Annotated in this window: 14 protein-coding genes and 1 pseudogene; 7 read left to right on the forward strand and 8 right to left on the reverse strand. The window is 71.4% G+C overall.

Annotated features, from left to right (window positions below; translation table 11 throughout):
• Nucleotides 1–32: 32 nt before the first annotated feature.
• Nucleotides 33–1085 (forward strand): LLM class F420-dependent oxidoreductase, encoded by a 1053-nt coding sequence (locus tag ACTWQC_RS21755; protein ID WP_443317440.1) that lies wholly within the window; start codon nt 33–35, stop codon nt 1083–1085.
• 86 nt (nt 1086–1171) lie between these two features.
• On the opposite strand, the gene ACTWQC_RS21760 is transcribed toward ACTWQC_RS21755, so the two are convergent.
• The gene (locus ACTWQC_RS21760) at nt 1172–1786 is read right to left on the reverse strand and encodes a hypothetical protein (protein ID WP_443317441.1); all 615 of its coding nucleotides are present in this window, start codon (nt 1784–1786) and stop codon (nt 1172–1174) included.
• Nucleotides 1787–2057: 271 nt separating this feature from the next.
• Between ACTWQC_RS21760 and ACTWQC_RS21765 the strand changes: the two genes are divergently transcribed.
• Nucleotides 2058–2846: a ferritin-like domain-containing protein gene (locus ACTWQC_RS21765; RefSeq protein ID WP_443317442.1), complete on the forward strand. Its 789-nt coding sequence runs from the start codon at nt 2058–2060 to the stop codon at nt 2844–2846.
• A gap of 22 nt (nt 2847–2868) precedes the next feature.
• Here the strand turns inward: ACTWQC_RS21765 and ACTWQC_RS21770 are convergent, their stop codons facing one another.
• Entirely contained in the window at nt 2869–3861 is a 993-nt protein-coding gene (locus ACTWQC_RS21770) for a magnesium and cobalt transport protein CorA (RefSeq protein ID WP_443317443.1), read from the reverse strand.
• A 63-nt stretch (nt 3862–3924) separates the two neighbouring features.
• On the opposite strand from ACTWQC_RS21770, the gene ACTWQC_RS21775 reads away from it, so the two are divergent.
• The 4 genes from ACTWQC_RS21775 (at nt 3925) to mshC (ending at nt 7550) form a co-directional block, all read left to right on the forward strand.
• A complete protein-coding gene (locus ACTWQC_RS21775; RefSeq protein ID WP_443317444.1) occupies nt 3925–4626 on the forward strand; it encodes a histidine phosphatase family protein in 702 nt (233 codons plus the stop codon).
• 150 nt (nt 4627–4776) lie between these two features.
• Nucleotides 4777–5370: a DUF3090 domain-containing protein gene (locus ACTWQC_RS21780; RefSeq protein WP_443317445.1), complete on the forward strand. Its 594-nt coding sequence runs from the start codon at nt 4777–4779 to the stop codon at nt 5368–5370.
• On the forward strand, nt 5331–6203 hold the full coding sequence (locus ACTWQC_RS21785) for an SCO1664 family protein (RefSeq protein WP_443317446.1): 873 nt from the start codon (nt 5331–5333) through the stop codon (nt 6201–6203). Before ACTWQC_RS21780 ends, ACTWQC_RS21785 begins: the two co-directional genes overlap by 40 nt.
• 117 nt (nt 6204–6320) lie before the next feature.
• Nucleotides 6321–7550, forward strand: a complete 1230-nt coding sequence (gene mshC / locus ACTWQC_RS21790) for a cysteine--1-D-myo-inosityl 2-amino-2-deoxy-alpha-D-glucopyranoside ligase (RefSeq protein ID WP_443317447.1) — start codon at nt 6321–6323, stop codon at nt 7548–7550.
• 391 nt (nt 7551–7941) lie between these two features.
• Here mshC and ACTWQC_RS21795 read toward each other — a convergent pair whose 3' ends face one another.
• On the reverse strand, nt 7942–8991 hold the full coding sequence (locus ACTWQC_RS21795) for a PAC2 family protein (RefSeq protein ID WP_443317448.1): 1050 nt from the start codon (nt 8989–8991) through the stop codon (nt 7942–7944).
• A 238-nt stretch (nt 8992–9229) separates the two neighbouring features.
• Between ACTWQC_RS21795 and ACTWQC_RS21800 the strand changes: the two are divergent.
• Nucleotides 9230–10045, forward strand: a pseudogene (locus ACTWQC_RS21800) (ABC transporter permease subunit).
• Between the two features lie 69 nt (nt 10046–10114).
• Here ACTWQC_RS21800 and ACTWQC_RS21805 read toward each other — a convergent pair.
• From ACTWQC_RS21805 to ACTWQC_RS21825, 5 genes are all read right to left on the reverse strand, one after another.
• Nucleotides 10115–10786, reverse strand: a complete 672-nt coding sequence (locus ACTWQC_RS21805) for a FadR/GntR family transcriptional regulator (protein ID WP_443317449.1) — start codon at nt 10784–10786, stop codon at nt 10115–10117.
• Between the two features lie 59 nt (nt 10787–10845).
• The gene (locus ACTWQC_RS21810; RefSeq protein ID WP_443317450.1) at nt 10846–11688 is read right to left on the reverse strand and encodes a putative protein N(5)-glutamine methyltransferase; all 843 of its coding nucleotides are present in this window, start codon (nt 11686–11688) and stop codon (nt 10846–10848) included.
• 286 nt (nt 11689–11974) lie between these two features.
• A complete protein-coding gene (locus ACTWQC_RS21815) occupies nt 11975–13582 on the reverse strand; it encodes an FAD-dependent oxidoreductase (RefSeq protein WP_443317451.1) in 1608 nt (535 codons plus the stop codon).
• 2 nt (nt 13583–13584) lie between these two features.
• Nucleotides 13585–15108: a glycerol kinase GlpK gene (gene glpK / locus ACTWQC_RS21820; protein ID WP_443317452.1), complete on the reverse strand. Its 1524-nt coding sequence runs from the start codon at nt 15106–15108 to the stop codon at nt 13585–13587.
• A 37-nt stretch (nt 15109–15145) separates the two neighbouring features.
• Complete coding sequence (locus ACTWQC_RS21825) at nt 15146–15928, reverse strand: MIP/aquaporin family protein (RefSeq protein WP_443317453.1); 783 nt, start codon at nt 15926–15928, stop codon at nt 15146–15148.
• Between the last annotated feature and the right edge of the window lie 256 nt (nt 15929–16184).

Genomic DNA, 16184 nt, shown 5'->3' on the forward strand with positions numbered 1-16184 from the left:
AGGCACGTTACTGATCGGTAAGGGGAGCGGCTATGCGGCTCGGGATCAACCTCGGCTACTGGGGCGCCGGAATGGACGCCGACAATCTCGCGGTCGCGCGCGAGGCCGACAAGCTCGGCTACTCCGTCTGCTGGGCGGCGGAGGCCTACGGCTCCGACGCCGCCACCGTGCTCTCCTGGGTCGCGGCCCAGACCGAGCGCATCGACGTCGGCTCCGCCATCTTCCAGATCCCGGCCCGCACCCCGGCCATGACGGCCATGACGGCCGCCACCCTCGACTCGCTCTCCGGCGGCCGGTTCCGCCTCGGACTCGGCGTCTCGGGCCCGCAGGTCTCCGAGGGCTGGTACGGCGTCAAGTTCGACAAGCCGCTGGCCCGCACCCGCGAGTACGTGGAGATCATCCGCAAGGCGATGTCCCGCGAGCGCCTGAGCCACGAGGGCGAGCACTGGACGCTGCCGCTGCCCGGCGGCCCCGGCAAGCCGCTCAAGCTCACCGTCCACCCGGTCCGCGAGTACATCCCGCTCTACATCGCCGCCATCGGCCCCAAGAACCTCGAGCAGACCGGCGAGATCGCCGACGGCGCGCTGGTCATCTTCTTCGCCCCCGAGCACGCCGAGGAGACCACGATCGGCTCGATCCGCGCGGGCCGAGAGAAGGCGGGCAAGACCCTCGAGGGCTTCGATCTCGTCCCAACCGTCCCGATGGCCGTCGGCGACGACGTGGACGCCCTCGCCGACCTCTTCCGCCCCTACACCGCCCTCTATGTCGGCGGCATGGGCAGCGCGAAGCAGAACTTCTACAACAGGCTCGCCCAGCGCATGGGCTACGAGAAGGAAGCCGCCGAGATCCAGGAGAAGTACCTCGCCGGCGACAAGGACGGCGCGGCCGCCGCCGTACCGAAGGAGCTCATCGACTCCACGACCCTCCTCGGGCCCGTGGACCGCATCTCCGACCGCATGCAGGCCTACGCCGAGGCGGGCGTCACCACCCTGTCCCTCACCCCGGCGGGCTTCACGCTCGAAGAGCGTCTCGCGTCGCTGCGCGCGGGCGTGGAGGCGCTGGAGCGCTCGGGCGTCGGCGAGTAGTCCCGCCCGCGACACGTACCGCGACACGTACCGACTATCCGTACGCGCATCGCCTACGCGACAGGGCGCGGCTGGTGCCCGGGATCTCAGCCCGGCACCAGCCGTCCCATCAGCTGCCCGAAGGCGACCAGCCTGGCTATCTGGCCCGGCCCGCCGTCGTCCAGCGACTTGCTGAACCGGAAGGCCTCGGGCCGGAATCGGGCCGACGTCAGCGGCGCGTCCGGGTCGCCGCCCGGCACCGTGTTGAGCTCGTGCGGCGTGCCCGTCGCCAGCACCAGATGCACCCCGCGGTCGACCCGGCGGCCCGACTCGTCCCGCCCGACCAGGGTCCGCATCCCCACATGCCGGATCGCACCCAGCGGCAGCACCTGCACCGACGAATCGAGGACCATGCCCTCCGGGGCCTTGTCGTCCGCCAGTTCCTCGCTGTGCCACAGGATCAGCCGCCGCCCGTCGCAGACCGCGGCCTCCTGCCACACCGAGGCGCCCGCCTCGGTCAGATCCACCACCCGCTCCAGGGTGAAGCCCCGCACGCGGTGCCGCCCCAGGACCCCGGCAATCGCCTCGAGCGCGACGTCCGCATGCAGGAAGTAGGCGCGCGCCGCGTCGTCCAGACGTTCGTACGGCGACCAGTCCGGGCTCGCGGGCCCCAGCCGCCGGGGCGCGGGGCGGCTCTTCGCCGCTCTGCTGAACTTGCCCACCCTTCTCACAACCCCCTCCAGGCTCGGAATCACCCTACCCAGAGGTGGCCGGGGAGAGACTGAGAGGTTTTCTGCGGCCGTGGTGGGGGCTCGGGGTGTCTTCCCCGCCACGGCCGTCACCCAGCACAACGCGGGGCGGCCCGGGTGGTTACGCGCCGGGAGAGTCCGCGTTGCTCCTCCATTCGGCGGAGTTGACCGACCGTGCTGTTGCCGGACGGGGCATGCCCCTTTTGACTTTTCCTTTGCGGACGCTCGTACGGAGGTGGCAGTGATGCTCTCGGCCCGAAGCCTGTTCCAGGAGATCCTCGACAACGACGACTCGTTCCGGCTGTTCTGCTCCATCGCGGCCAGCGGCGAGGCACAGGGCGGCTGGGAGAACGGCCGGATCGCCGCACTCGTCCCCGAGTCCCAGCGCGGTCTCGGCCCCAAGATCGTCCGGCACGGCGCGGACGAGGACAAGCACGGGCGAATCTTCAATGCCCTGCTGCGCAAGCGCGGGCTCGAGCCGGTCGACGTCCCCCAGGACGCCGACTACACGATGCTGCTGGAGCGGCAGGGCATCGGCCTGGCCCACGACAAGCTCCGCGCCGACGAGCCGCTGACCGAGTACGACATCGTCGCCTACCTGGCCCACAGCCGCGTCACCGAGCAGCGCGCCTCCGAGCAGATGCAGCTGCTGCGCAAGCACTTCGCCGACCACCCCGACCTCGGCCGCGCGGTGAAGATGATCTCCAACGACGAGGACAACCACCTCGCGTACTGCCACGAGGAGCTGTTGCGCCTGGCCGCCGCCGGCCATGCCCGGACGATCCACCGGATCCTGCGGGAGAGCGCGCTGGCCGAGATCCGGGTCTACCGCGATGTCAGCCTCGTCTTCATGGAGCAGATGGGCCGCATCCTGGGCTGGTCGAAGGCCAAGATGGCGATGCTCACGGCCGGAATCCACGCGGTGTACGTGTACGAGCGGCTCGGCGGCTGGCGGCGGATGGTCAGCCTGAGGATGCCGGAGCGGCTGGACGCGCTGGGCGGTCCCGCAACGGCCGCCCCCGAGTTCGCCTGAGCCACGTCCCGTTCATCCCGTCCTACAGCCAGCCGCGGCGCTTGAACATGCGATGCAGGCCGAGCACGGCCATGGCCATGACCGCGATCACCGCCGGATAGCCCCATACGGTCGTCAGCTCCGGCATGTGCGCGAAGTTCATGCCGTAGACCCCGGCGATCATGGTGGGCACCGCGACCATCGCCGCCCACGCCGAGATCTTCCGCAGGTCGTTGTTCTGCCGTACGCCCACCTGCGACAGATGCGCCGCCAGGATGTCGGAGAGCAGCCGGTCGAAGGCCTCCGCGTACTCGCTTGCGCGCGTCAGGTGGTCGGCGACGTCGCGGAAGAAGGGCTGCGCGTGCGCGTGCACGAACGGCACGCCGGCTCCGGCAAGCCGCGCGACCGGCTCGGCCAGCGGGCCGACCGCGCGCCGGAACTCGACCACCTGGCGCTTGAAGTGGTAGATCCCCGCCGCGGTGTTGCCCGTGTCGCCGCCCGTCGGTGCGAAGACCTCTGCCTCCAGCCCGTCCAGGTCGGTCTCGAGCTGCGCCGCCACGACGAGATAGCCGTCCACGACCGCGTCGCTCACCGCGTACATCACGGCGGTCGGGCCGTGCCGGAGAACCTCGGGGTCCTCCTCCAGGCGGCGGCGCACCTCGGCGAGCGGGGCCCCCTCGCCGTGCCGGACCGTGACGACGAAGGAGTCGCCCACGAACAGCATGAGCTCGCCGGTCGTCACCGTGCCGGTCGTCCCGTCGTAGAGGACCGGCTTGAGGACCAGGAAGAGGGAGTCGTCGTAGACCTCCAATTTCGGCCGCTGGTGGGCCTTGAGCGCGTCCTCCACGGCCAGCGGGTGCAGTCCGAACTCGCTGGTCACTAGGTCGAACTCGCCCTCGGTCGGCTCGTGGAGACCGATCCACAGGAAGCCCTCACCGGTGGCGCGCACCTCCGCCAGGGCTTCGGAGACGTCGGCGGGACCCTCGGTGCGGCGCCCGTTCCGGTAGATGGCGCAGTCCACGATCACGCTGCGCATTCTCCCTCCGTCCGGAGGGATGCGCACGGGAGGCGGGTTGCGCGAGCCCGTAGGGTTGCAGACATGCCCACGCTGATCCTCGTACGGCACGGCCGTTCCACCGCCAACACCGCCGGGGTGCTCGCGGGCTGGACGCCCGGGGTCGCCCTCGACGAGCGCGGGGCCGCGCAGGCCGCCGCGCTGCCCGGGCGGCTGGCGGGACTGCCGCTGGCCGCCGCCGTGACCAGCCCGCTGCAGCGCTGCCAGGAGACGCTGCGGCCGCTGCTCGACGCCCGCCCGGAGGTGCCGCTGTACGCGGACGAGCGGATCGGAGAGTGCCACTACGGCGACTGGACCGGGCGCAAGCTCAAGGAGCTGGCCGACGAGCCGCTGTGGACCACCGTGCAGCGGTACCCGTCGGCCGCCGAGTTCCCGGGGCCCGAGGGCGAGTCCGTACGGGCGATGCAGGCGCGCGCCGTGGACGCCGTACGGGACTGGAACGCCCGGATCGAGGCCGGGCACGGCGCCGACGCCGTCTTCCTGATGTGCTCGCACGGCGACATCATCAAGTCGCTGGTCGCCGACGCCCTCGGGCTGCACCTGGACCTCTTCCAGCGGATCTCGGTCGAGCCCTGCTCGGTCACCGCGATCCGCTACACCCCGCTCCGCCCCTTCCTGCTCCGGCTCGGCGACACCGGGGAGTTCAGCGCGCTGGCGCCGGACGGGGGCGGTACGCCGCGCGCCGAGGGCGATGCGCCCGTGGGCGGTGCCACGGGCGCACCGTGATCGCCTCGCGCAGTAGGGTGGACGGGCCGCGGCCCGGGGTACGGGGGACCCGCGCGCAACCCGTTCAGACCGTGCGGATCGCAGCGATTCGCCAGGTCCGAACGATTCGCCAGTTTCCAGATTCCGCAGCGATGACAAAGGGAGCAGGACGTGGCCCGTCAGGTGTTCCTGTACGACCCACCGGACCGCTTCGTCGCCGGTACGGTCGGGCTGCCTGGCCGCCGGACGTTCTTCCTCCAGGCCAGTGCGGCAGGCAGGACGACCACCGTCGCCCTTGAGAAGACCCAGGTGGCCGCGCTCGCCGAGCGGATCGACGAGCTCCTGGACGAGGTGGTGCGGCGCACCGGGGGCAACGCGCCGGTGCCGGCCGTCGCCCCCGCCGAACTCGCCGACGCCGAGCCGCTCGAGGTCCCCGTCGAGGAGGAGTTCCGGGTCGGGACCATGGCGCTCGCGTGGGACGGCGAGGAACAGCGCATGATCGTCGAGGCGCAGGCGCTCGTCGAGCTCGATGCGGAGACCGAGGAGGACCTCGCGGAGGCGGAGGAGCGGCTGCTGCAGGACGAGGAGAACGGTCCGCCGATGCTGCGGGTCCGGCTCACCGGGCCGATGGCCAGGGCGTTCGCCAAGCGGGCGCTCGAAGTGGTGAACGCCGGACGCCCGCCGTGCCCGCTGTGCAGCCTGCCGCTCGACCCGGAGGGACACGTATGTCCGCGCCAGAACGGATACCGCCGCGGAGCGGCCTGACCGGCCCGGCCGACGACCCGGCCGGCCCGGCCGCCCCGGCCGACGACTCCGCCGTGTGCGAGCTGCTCGCCGAGGGTGAGCTGACCGTACGCGGACGGATCCGCGAGGCGTCGAACGCGGTGCTCTACTGCTCCGTGGAGCTCGACGGGCGGAGCGGGACCTGCATTTACAAACCGGTCGCCGGGGAGCGGCCGCTGTGGGACTTCCCGGACGGGACGCTGGCGCAGCGCGAGGTGGCGGCGTACGAGCTCTCGCGCGCGACCGGCTGGGACCTCGTCCCGCCGACGGTGCTGCGCGACGGCCCGTACGGCGAGGGGATGTGCCAGCTGTGGATCGAGGCGGACCCGGCGGTCGAGCTGCTGGCGCTCGTCGAGGGGGAGGAGCCGGGGCCGGGCTGGAAGGCCATCGGATTCGCCGAGGTGGGCGGTGGCGGCACGGCGCTGCTGGTGCACGCGGACGATCCGCGGCTGCGGCGGCTCGCCGTCCTCGACGCCGTGATGAACAACGCGGACCGCAAGGGCGGGCACCTGCTGCCCACGGTGGACGGGAAGCTGTACGCGATCGATCACGGGGTGACGTTCAACGCCGAGGACAAGCTGCGCACGCTGCTGTGGGGCTGGTCGGCCGAACCGCTCACCGACGAGGCTCTGGGCGTGCTCCGCCGGATCTCGGAGGACCTCGCGGAGGGCGGCTCCCTCGCCGCCAGGCTCGCGGAGCTGATCATCGCGGACGAGTTGGAGGCGCTGCGGGACCGGGTGGCCGCGCTGATCTCGACGGGCCGTCACCCCGAGCCGAGCGGCCAGTGGCCCGCCATCCCCTGGCCCCCGGTCTGACGGGCCCCATGCGGCGGGCCGGCGACCACGCATGCGGCGAATCCGCAAGAGCACCACTCCGGCCAACCCTGAAGGTCCGGTTCGTGTGACGATCACGCATCCGGTTACGCTCAAGGCATGTATGCCTGGCCCGCTTCTGAGGTTCCCGCCCTGCCCGGCAGTGGCCGTGACCTCCGGATCCACGACACCGCGACCGGGGGCCCGATCACCCTCGACCCCGGTCCCGTCGCCCGCATCTACGTCTGCGGCATCACCCCGTACGACGCCACCCACCTGGGGCACGCGGCGACCTACAACGCGTTCGACCTCGTCCAGCGCGTGTGGCTCGACACGAAGCGGCAGGTTCACTACGTCCAGAACGTGACGGACGTCGACGATCCGCTCCTCGAGCGGGCCGAGCGGGACGGGCAGGACTGGACGGAGCTCGCCGAGCGCGAGACCGCGCTCTTCCGCGAGGACATGACCGCCCTGCGGATGCTTCCGCCGCAGCACTACATCGGCGCGGTGGAGGCGATACCCGGCATCGTCCCGCTCGTCGAACGGCTCCGCGACTGCGGGGCCGCGTACGAGCTCGATGGGGACATCTACTACTCCGTCGAGTCCGACCCGGCCTTCGGCAAGGTCTCGGGGCTCGACGCCGCGACGATGCGGCAGCTCTTCGCCGAGCGCGGCGGCGACCCGGAGCGCCCCGGGAAGAAGAACCCGCTGGACCCGATGCTGTGGCTGGCCGCCCGCGAGGGCGAGCCGAGCTGGGACGGCGGCTCCCTCGGCCGTGGCCGCCCCGGCTGGCACATCGAGTGCGTCGCCATCGCCCTCGACCACCTCGGCATGGGCTTCGACGTCCAGGGCGGCGGCTCCGACCTGGCCTTCCCGCACCACGAGATGGGTGCTTCGCACGCCCAGACCGTCACCGGCGAATACCCCTTCGCCCAGGCCTATGTGCACGCCGGAATGGTCGCCCTCCATGGCGAGAAGATGTCCAAGTCCAAGGGCAATCTCGTCTTCGTCTCCGCGCTGCGCCGCGACGGCGTGGACCCGGTGGCCATACGGCTCGCCCTTCTGGCGCACCACTACCGCGACAACTGGGAGTGGACGGATGCCGTGCTCGAGGAGGCGGTCGAGCGGCTGGCCCGCTGGCGCTCCGCGGTCTCCCGGCCCGACGGGCCTCCGGCCGATGCCGTGGTCGAGGAGATCCGCGAGGCACTCGCGAACGACCTCGACGCGCCCGCCGCGCTGGAGGCCGTCGACCGCTGGGCCGCCGTCCAGGAGTCGGAAGGCGGTACGGACGAGGGCGCGCCCGGACTCGTATCGCGCGCCGTCGACGCGCTGCTCGGTGTCGCACTCTGACGCGCCGACGCGCTGATCGCGCTTGACCCGGTCCTCTCCGAACGGGGCGCTCCTTCGCCGAAGGAGCGCCCCAATTCCTTTGTACGGGCCGGGTTCGGCGCGCGAACGCGGTGGATGTCCTGCGGCTGGACCAGGCGGGGACGCGCGGTGAGGCGATCGCTAGGATCACGGATCCGCGATTCCGGATCCCGACGACCGCGGCCGCGTTCGGCAGGCGGCTCTATCTGCCAACGCCCGCTTCGATGTCGAGCCGACGCCGACGACGGAATACGACGCGGTGGCCGTCCGGCAGGTCCGCTAGCGGTCAGTGGTCCCGGCGCCGTGTGCCGGATGGCATGCCCGCCCTCACCTCACCGGGGAGTGCGGGTGGGCCATGGGCACGGCGGTGGGGCTACTCGTCGCCGGTGCCGGGAGCGGAGGTATCGGTTCCGGGATCCGTGTCGTCCTCGTCGTCCCTGGCAGGGGGCTTCGACGGGCGCGTGCGGCCGCTGGAGGCGTCGCGGAAATACGAGCCGCTGTCCCGGCCGTCCCCCGTCGAGCCGCCCTCGGTCGCGTGCCCGCCCGGCTGTCCCGGCCCGGGAGCCGGGCCGGAGCCCGGCTGGCCGTCGCGGCGCCGCAGGTAGCGCTCGAACTCGCGGGCGATGGCCTCACCCGACGCCTCCGGCAGCTCGGCCGTGTCGCGCGCCTCCTCCAGCGACTGCACGTACTCCGCGACCTCGCTGTCCTCGGCCGCCAGCTGGTCCACGCCCAGCTGCCAGGCCCGCGCGTCCTCGGGGAGCTCGCCGAGCGGGATGCGGATACCGATCAGGTCCTCCAGCCGGTTGAGCAGCGCGAGCGTCGCCTTGGGGTTGGGCGGCTGCGACACGTAGTGCGGAACCGCAGCCCACAGGCTGACCGCCGGCACGCCCGCGTGCGTACACGCCTCCTGCAGGATGCCGACGATGCCGGTCGGCCCCTCGTACCGGGTCTCCTCCAGGTCCATGGTCCTGGCCAGGTCCGGATCGGAGGTCACGCCGCTGACCGGGACGGGGCGGGTGTGCGGGGTGTCGCCGAGCAGCGCGCCCAGGATCACCACCATCTCCACACCCAGTTCGTGAGCGAAGCCGAGGATCTCGTTGCAGAAGGAGCGCCAGCGCATGCTCGGCTCTATGCCCCGCACGAGTACGAGGTCGCGCGGCTTGGGCCCGCCGACCCGGGCCACCGAGAGGCGCGTGGTCGGCCAGGTGATTTTCCGGACCCCGCCTTCCAGGAAGACGGTCGGCCGGTTGACCTGGAAGTCGTAGTAGTCCTCGGCGTCCAGCGCCGCGAAGACCTCACCCTTCCATTCCCGGTCCAAGTGCCCGACCGCGGTGGAGGCGGCGTCGCCGGCGTCGTTCCAGCCTTCGAACGCGGCCACCATGACCGGGTCGATCAGCTCGGGAACCCCCTCGAGCTCGATCACCCAGCGCCTCCTTCCGACCGGTGGGCGTGTTTCGGACCGCCCCCGGCTGCTGTTCCGTTGCGTGCGCCCCCAGCCTACGGCTTCACCCCGGCCCGCCCGCAGCCCCCGCGCAGACCTGCCCGCGGATTCATCCGAGCTGTCCACCGGAACGTTCCGGCAGATCCGTGGACGCCAGGACTTGATCGCGGCTATACATCGGATGACCGGAAGAGGTCCGATGTTCTTTCCTGGGGCGCGTATGGGTTCGACCGTCACGGGGCTCGAGGTCCACGACAACCGGTTCCCCACCTCGGAGCAGCTCGACGGCTCGGACGCCATGAACCCGGACCGGGACTACTTGACGGCGTACGTCGTGCTGCACACCGACGCCCCCGCCCCGGACGACACCGCGAGCGGACACGCAGACGGACATGCAGACGGACGGCTTCTGCTTCACCATCGGCCGCGGCAACGACGTCATCGCCGCCGCCATCCGCGCCCTCCACCCGTACGTGGCGGACCGCCCTGTGCCCCGTACGGCCGCCGGACTCGCCGACCGACGACGTCCTCGGCCACGCTGCCGTACGCGCGGGGCAGCCGGTCAAGGTGGCGACCGGCGAGCACGTCGCCAACCGCGTCGCCTTCAAGCAGCTGCTGCAGGCCGGGGCCGTCGACTTACTCGGGCGGGCGCTGTGCGCGATCGACGGCAACGCGGAGGCCGCGCGGGCGGCGGGCATCCGGGTCGACCGGATCACCTGGCTCGTGCTGTGCATCGGCGGGGTGCTCGCCGCCTTCGCCGGGATCCTCTACACCGGGCATTACGGGTCGGTGTCCGCGAACCAGGGCAACGGCTGGATCGTCCAGGTCTTCGCGGCCGGGGTGATCGGCGGGATCAGCCTGAACGGGGCGCGGCACGCTCTTCGGTGCGCTCACGGGCGTACCGACCCTGCAGCTCGTGGTCAGCGTGATGACGCCGGGTGGCGTTCCGCAGCTGTGGAACCAGTTATTGAACGGCGCGACCATCATCATCGCCCTGGTGAACTCCCGCTTCGCGAGCGGCGAGAAGCAGGACTGAGGGGGCCTGCCCCCGGGTTCGGCGCGGGCGCGGCGGCAGAACCGAGGGACCCGCCTGCGGCGAGCGGTGTCAGAGCGTGGAGCGGAGCCACTGCTCCACGCTCGCGATGTGGACCGTGGCCCAGGAGCGGGCCGCCTCCGCGTCGCGGTCGCGGAGAGCCGCCAGGATCGCCCGGTGCTCCTGCAGCGTCCTGCTCACCGCGTCCTCCTGGGTGAGCCCGCGCCAGATCCGGGCGCGGGTGGTCGGCCCCGACAGCCCGTCCAGCAGGGAGCACAGCACGGAGTTGCCGCCCGCCTGAACGATCCGGCGGTGGAACTCCAGGTCGGCAGCGACCAGTTCCTCCACCGAGGGCGCGGGGCCCAGCGCGTCCAGCTGCTCGCCCAGCGCGTCCAGCTCGGCGGTGCTGATCCGCGCGCTGGCCAGCGCCGTCGCCGCGGGCTCCAGGATCCGGCGGACGGCGAGGAACTCCAGCACGGTGTCGTCGCGGTGGAAGTCCACCACGAAACTCAGCGCCTCCAGCAGCAGTTGCGGATCGAGGCTGGTGACGTACGTACCGTCGCCCTGGCGCACGTCCAGGATGCGGATGAGGGACAGGGCGCGCACGGCCTCGCGCAGGGAGTTGCGCGAAAGGCCCAGCTCCGCCGCCAGTTCGCTCTCCTTCGGCAGCCGGTCGCCGGGCCGCAGCGCACCGGAGACGATCATTCCCTTGATCCGCTCGATCGCCGCGTCGGTCACGGCCATGAGCGCCCTCCTCTTCCCGGGCCGACCCTCCGGGCCGAGACCTCCGATGTCTGGGCCCATTATGCCCCGTGCACGGCGTTCCCATAGGGAGAGGGCGGCGCAGCGGGCCCGGTGCCGATGACGACGGTGGCGTTCAGCTCGTCGGAAATGGCCACCCGCGGGGTCAGCCCACAGCGGGCGACGGTCGCGACGGCCTGCTGAGCCTGGCGCTCGCTCGTCTCGAAGAGCAGGTGGCCGCCCGGTGCCAGCCACAGTGACGCCGCGGCGGTCACCCGCCGGAGCACGTCGAGCCCGTCCGAGCCGCCGTCGAGTGCCACCCGCGGCTCGTGGATGCGGGCCTCCGGGGGGAGCAGCCCGATCTCGTCGGTCGGCACATAGGGCACGTTGGCGAGCAGGACGTCGACCCGGCCCCGCAGCGCGGCGGGCAGCGGCTCGTAGAGGTCGCCTTCGTACACCTGGCCACCGGCGGCTGCGACGTTGCGGCGGGCGCACCGCACCGCGGCGGGTTCGATGTCGACGGCGTACAGCTCGGCGCGGTCGAGGGCCGCGCCCAGCGCGGCGCCCACCGCACCGGAGCCGCAGCACAGGTCGACGACGACAGCTCGCGGCGGGGCGAGGGCGGCGGCCTGGCGGACGAGGAACTCGGTGCGGCGGCGGGGGACGAAGACCCCCGGGTCCACCGCGATCCGCAGGCCGCAGAACTCCGCCCAGCCGAGGACGTGTTCGAGGGGCAGGCCCGTGGCTCGCCGGTCCACCATGGCGGCGAGCTCGGCCGGCGTCCGTGCCGTGGTGGTGAGCAACTGCGCCTCGTCCTCGGCGAAGACGCAGCCTGCGGCCCGCAGCCTGGTGACGACGACGGATCGAGGGAGAGGAAGGGGGAGAGGTGACGGGGAAACCGACATGAGAGCCTTTCGGAATGCCGAGGGCGCTCTCGCGGTCACCTGCGTCTGCGTCTACGCGGCGGGGACCGTACGGCCGTGAGGTGAGAGCACCCAGCCTGCTACAGCGGTAATGGGTCTCACCTCCTCGTTCCGTCCACTGCTGGATACGGCAACACTACCTGAGCCGGACAACACTCGGCCCCAGAGGGCGGAGGGCGTACGCGTAAGGGGCGGCTCCCGTGAGAGCCGCCCCTTACGCCTTACCCCTTGCCCCTTTATCCCTTGGACCTTTGGAGCCAGTCCGGCGTCAGTTCTTCCGGTCCAGCAGGTCCTTCACCCGCGTCCGCACGTCCTCGGTGTCCAGACCGCGGATCGTCAGCGTCGTCCGGCGGCGCAGCACGTCGTCCACCGTCTCGGCCCACTCGTGGTCCCGGGCGTAGACGACCTGCGCCCAGATCTCGGGACCGTCCGGGTGGATCGGCTCGCCCAGCGCCGGGTCCTCGTTCACCAGGCGCGCGATGTCGAAGGACAGCGAACCGTAGTGCGTGGCCAGGTGACGGGCCGTCAGCGGGTCCATCCGGACCCCCGGCTCGCGGTCCACCAGCAGCCGGTGCGCGACCGCGTTGGGGTTGGCGATACCGGGCAGCGGCACCCGGCGGACCAGGCTGGAGACCGGCTCCATGTCCTCGGTCAGCGGCGAACCGGGCAGCTCCGCCAGCTTGTTCATGACCGTGCGGCCGATGTGCCGGTACGTGGTCCACTTGCCGCCCGCGACCGACAGCATCCCGCCGCGGCCCTCGGTCACGACCGTCTCGCGCTTCGCCTTCTCCACGCCACCGGGACCGCCGGGCAGTACCCGCAGGCCCGCGAAGGCGTAGGTCATCAGGTCACGGTCGAGGTGCTCGCCGCGCACCGAGAAAGCCGCCTCGTCCAGGATCTGCTGGATGTCGGACTCGGTGGCCCGCACATCGGCCGGGTCGCCCTCGTACACCTCGTCCGTGGTGCCCAGCAGGAGCTGGTCCTCCCACGGCAGCGCGAAGGTGATGCGGTACTTGTCGATCGGCGTGGCCATCGCGGCCTTCCAGGGCGCCTTGCGCTTGAGCACGATGTGCGCGCCCTTGGAGAGCCGGATGCTCGGGTCGGCGCCCTTGTCCTCCAGCTTCCGCAGGTGGTCCACCCACGGTCCGGTGGCGTTGAGCACCACGCGCGCGTCGACACCGAACTCGCTGCCGTCCAGACGGTCCTTGAGCTCCGCGCCGGTGACCCGGCCGCGGGTGAAGCGCAGCCCGGTGACCTCGGCGTGGTTGAGCACCACGGCGCCCGACTCGACGGCGGCGCGGACCGTCATGACGGCCACCCGCGAGTCGTTCATCTGGTGGTCGTAGTAGACCGCGACGGCCTTGAGGTTGTCCGTGCGCAGCGCCGGGTTCCCGGCCACCGCCTTGGCCGGGGATATCACCTTGCCGACGCCGTCGCCGAAGGCGGACAGCGCCGAGTAGGCGAAGACGCCCGCGCCCAGCTTGGCGGCGCCGACCGGCCCGCCCTTGTAGACCGGCAGGTAGAAGGTGAGCGGGTTGACCAGGTGCGGGGCCACGTCCTTGGCCAGCACCCGCCGCTCGTGGTGGTTCTCCGCCACCAGCTTGACCGCGCCGGTCTGCAGGTAGCGCAGACCGCCGTGGACGAGCTTGGAGGAGGCGGAGGAGGTGGCGCCGGCGAAGTCGCCGGCGTCCACCATTGCCACCCGCAGCCCGGATTGCGCGGCGTGCCAGGCCACCGAGGTGCCCAGGATGCCGCCGCCGATCACCAGGAGGTCGTACGTGGCCTTCGAGAGCCGTTCCCGGGTTTCGGCGCGGTCCGGATTCGAACCGGCAGCCGGGTGCGTCCCGAGAGTCGGAACGCTCTGCAGGGTGCTCATATTTACTCCTCGTCGTCGATCCAGCCCATGGTCCGCTCGACGGCCTTGAGCCAGCTCTTGTACTCGCGGTCGCGGACATCCGCGTCCATCTGGGGGGTCCACTCGGCGGCCCGGCGCCAGTTGGCGCGCAGGGCGTCGGTGTCGGGCCAGAAGCCGACGGCCAGGCCGGCGGCGTAGGCGGCGCCGAGGCAGGTGGTCTCGGCAACCATCGGCCGCACCACGGGTGCGTCGAGGAAGTCGGCCATGGTCTGCATCAGCAGGTTGTTGGAGGTCATACCGCCGTCGACCTTGAGAGCGGTCAGCTCGACGCCGGAGTCCTTGTGCATCGCATCGACGATCTCGCGGGTCTGCCAGGCGGTGGCCTCGAGAACGGCGCGGGCGAGGTGCGCCTTCGTCACGTAGCGGGTGAGGCCGGCGATGACGCCGCGGGCGTCGGAGCGCCAGTACGGGGCGAACAGGCCGGAGAAGGCGGGGACGAAGTACGCGCCACCGTTGTCCTCGACCGAGCTGGCGAGGGTCTCGATCTCCGCGGCCGTGCTGATCAGGCCCATCTGGTCGCGCATCCACTGCACCAGCGAGCCGGTGACCGCGATGGAGCCCTCCAGCGCGTAGACCGGCTTCTCGTCGCCGATGCGGTAGCCCACGGTGGTCAGCAGCCCGCTGTAGGAGTTGATGACCTTGTCGGCCGTGTTCATCAGCAGGAAGGTGCCGGTGCCGTACGTGGACTTGGCCTCGCCCTCGGCGAAACAGGTCTGGCCGAACAGCGCCGCCTGCTGGTCGCCCAGCGCGGAGGCGACCGGCACGCCCTCGAGGACGCCCTTCGCCGTCCCGTACACCTCGGCCGAGGAGCGGATCTCCGGCAGCACGGCCGCCGGGACCCCCATCGACTCGAGGATCTTGTCGTCCCACTCCATGCTGTGCAGGTTCATCAGCATGGTGCGCGAGGCGTTGGTGACGTCGGTGACGTGCACGCCGCCCTCGGTGCCACCGGTCAGGTTCCAGATGACCCAGGAGTCCATGGTCCCGAAGAGGATCTCGCCGCGCTCGGCGCGCTCGCGCAGGCCCTCGACGTTGTCGAGCAGCCAGCGGATCTTCGGTCCCGCGAAGTACGAGGCGAGGGGGAGGCCCGTCTCGCGGCGGAAACGGTCCTGGCCGACGTTGCGGCCCAGCTCCTTGCAGAGGGCGTCGGTGCGGGTGTCCTGCCAGACGAGGGCGTTGTGTACCGGCTCACCGGTCGCCTTGTCCCACAGGACGGTGGTCTCGCGCTGGTTGGTGATGCCGATGGCCCGGATGTCGCTGCGGGTGAGGCCGGCCTTGCTGAGGGCCCCGGCGACGACCTCCTGGACGTTGGTCCAGATCTCGGCGGCGTTGTGCTCCACCCAGCCCGGCTTGGGGAAGATCTGCTCGTGTTCCTTCTGGTCGACGGAGACGATCCGGCCGTCGGTGTCGAAGACGATGCAGCGGCTGGAGGTGGTGCCCTGGTCGATAGCGGCGATGAACGGGCCGGCGGTGTGGGCGTCGGTCACGGTGTGCTCCTGGGGTCGGAAGGGGTCGGGAAGGGGCTCAGGCGAAGGCGAGCTCGTACAGACCGCCCGCGAGGGCGCCGCCGATCAGCGGGCCGACGACCGGGATCCAGGCGTAGCCCCAGTCGGAGCCGCCCTTGTTCGGCAGCGGCAGCAGCGCGTGGACGATACGAGGGCCGAGGTCGCGGGCCGGGTTGATGGCGTAGCCGGTCGGGCCGCCGAGCGAGAGGCCGATGCCGACCACCGTGAGGGCAACGATCAGCACACCGGTGCCGGAGACGGCCAGGCCCTTGGTGAGACCCAGAGTGAGGATCAGGAGAACGAGCGTGGCGGTGCCGATGATCTCGGTCATCAGGTTCTGCACCGCGTTCCGGACCTCCGGGCCGGTGGAGAAGACGCCGAGCACGGGGCCGGCGGCGGGGGCGGCCGACTTGTCGACGAGGCCTTCCTCGTCCTTCTTCCCGATGATCTCGGGGTCGGTGAGGTGGGCCTGGAACTGGCCCTGGTACGCGAGCCAGGCGAGCGTGGCTCCGATCATGGCGCCGAGCATCTGGCCGGCGAAGTAGACCGGAACGTTGCCCCATTCGCCGCTGGTGATGGCGACGCCGAGCGTGACGGCCGGGTTGAGGTGCGCACCGGAGAGCGGGACGGATATGTAGGCGGCGGTCAGGACAGCGAAGCCCCACCCGAAGGTGATGGCGACCCAGCCGGCGTTGAGCGCCTTCGAGCGCTTCAGGACGACGCCGGCGACAACGCCGGCACCGAGCAGAATGAGCACGGCGGTACCAATGGTCTCGCCGAGGAAAATGTCGGAGCTGGACACCCGCGACTCCTTTGTCAGTCATCCAGGGGAAGGCGGGCCACGGGGTCCCTCCCGTACGCCCGCGCCCTCGGGTGAGGGCGACTACCGGTCCGCTGCCGTCGGACACCATAGCGAAGTTATCGGCAGGTGTTCGACAATGCCGACCGGCGAACGGCAGTTTTCTTCACCGTTACGACTGCGTCAATAGGGGTGCCGCGGTTAATTCGCACCGTTGTCCAAGCGTGACTACGGGCAGCCCAAACGCCTGGTGGCGGAG

It is taken from the genome of Streptomyces sp. 8N616 (assembly GCF_052246385.1).
Taxonomy (GTDB): domain Bacteria; phylum Actinomycetota; class Actinomycetes; order Streptomycetales; family Streptomycetaceae; genus Streptomyces.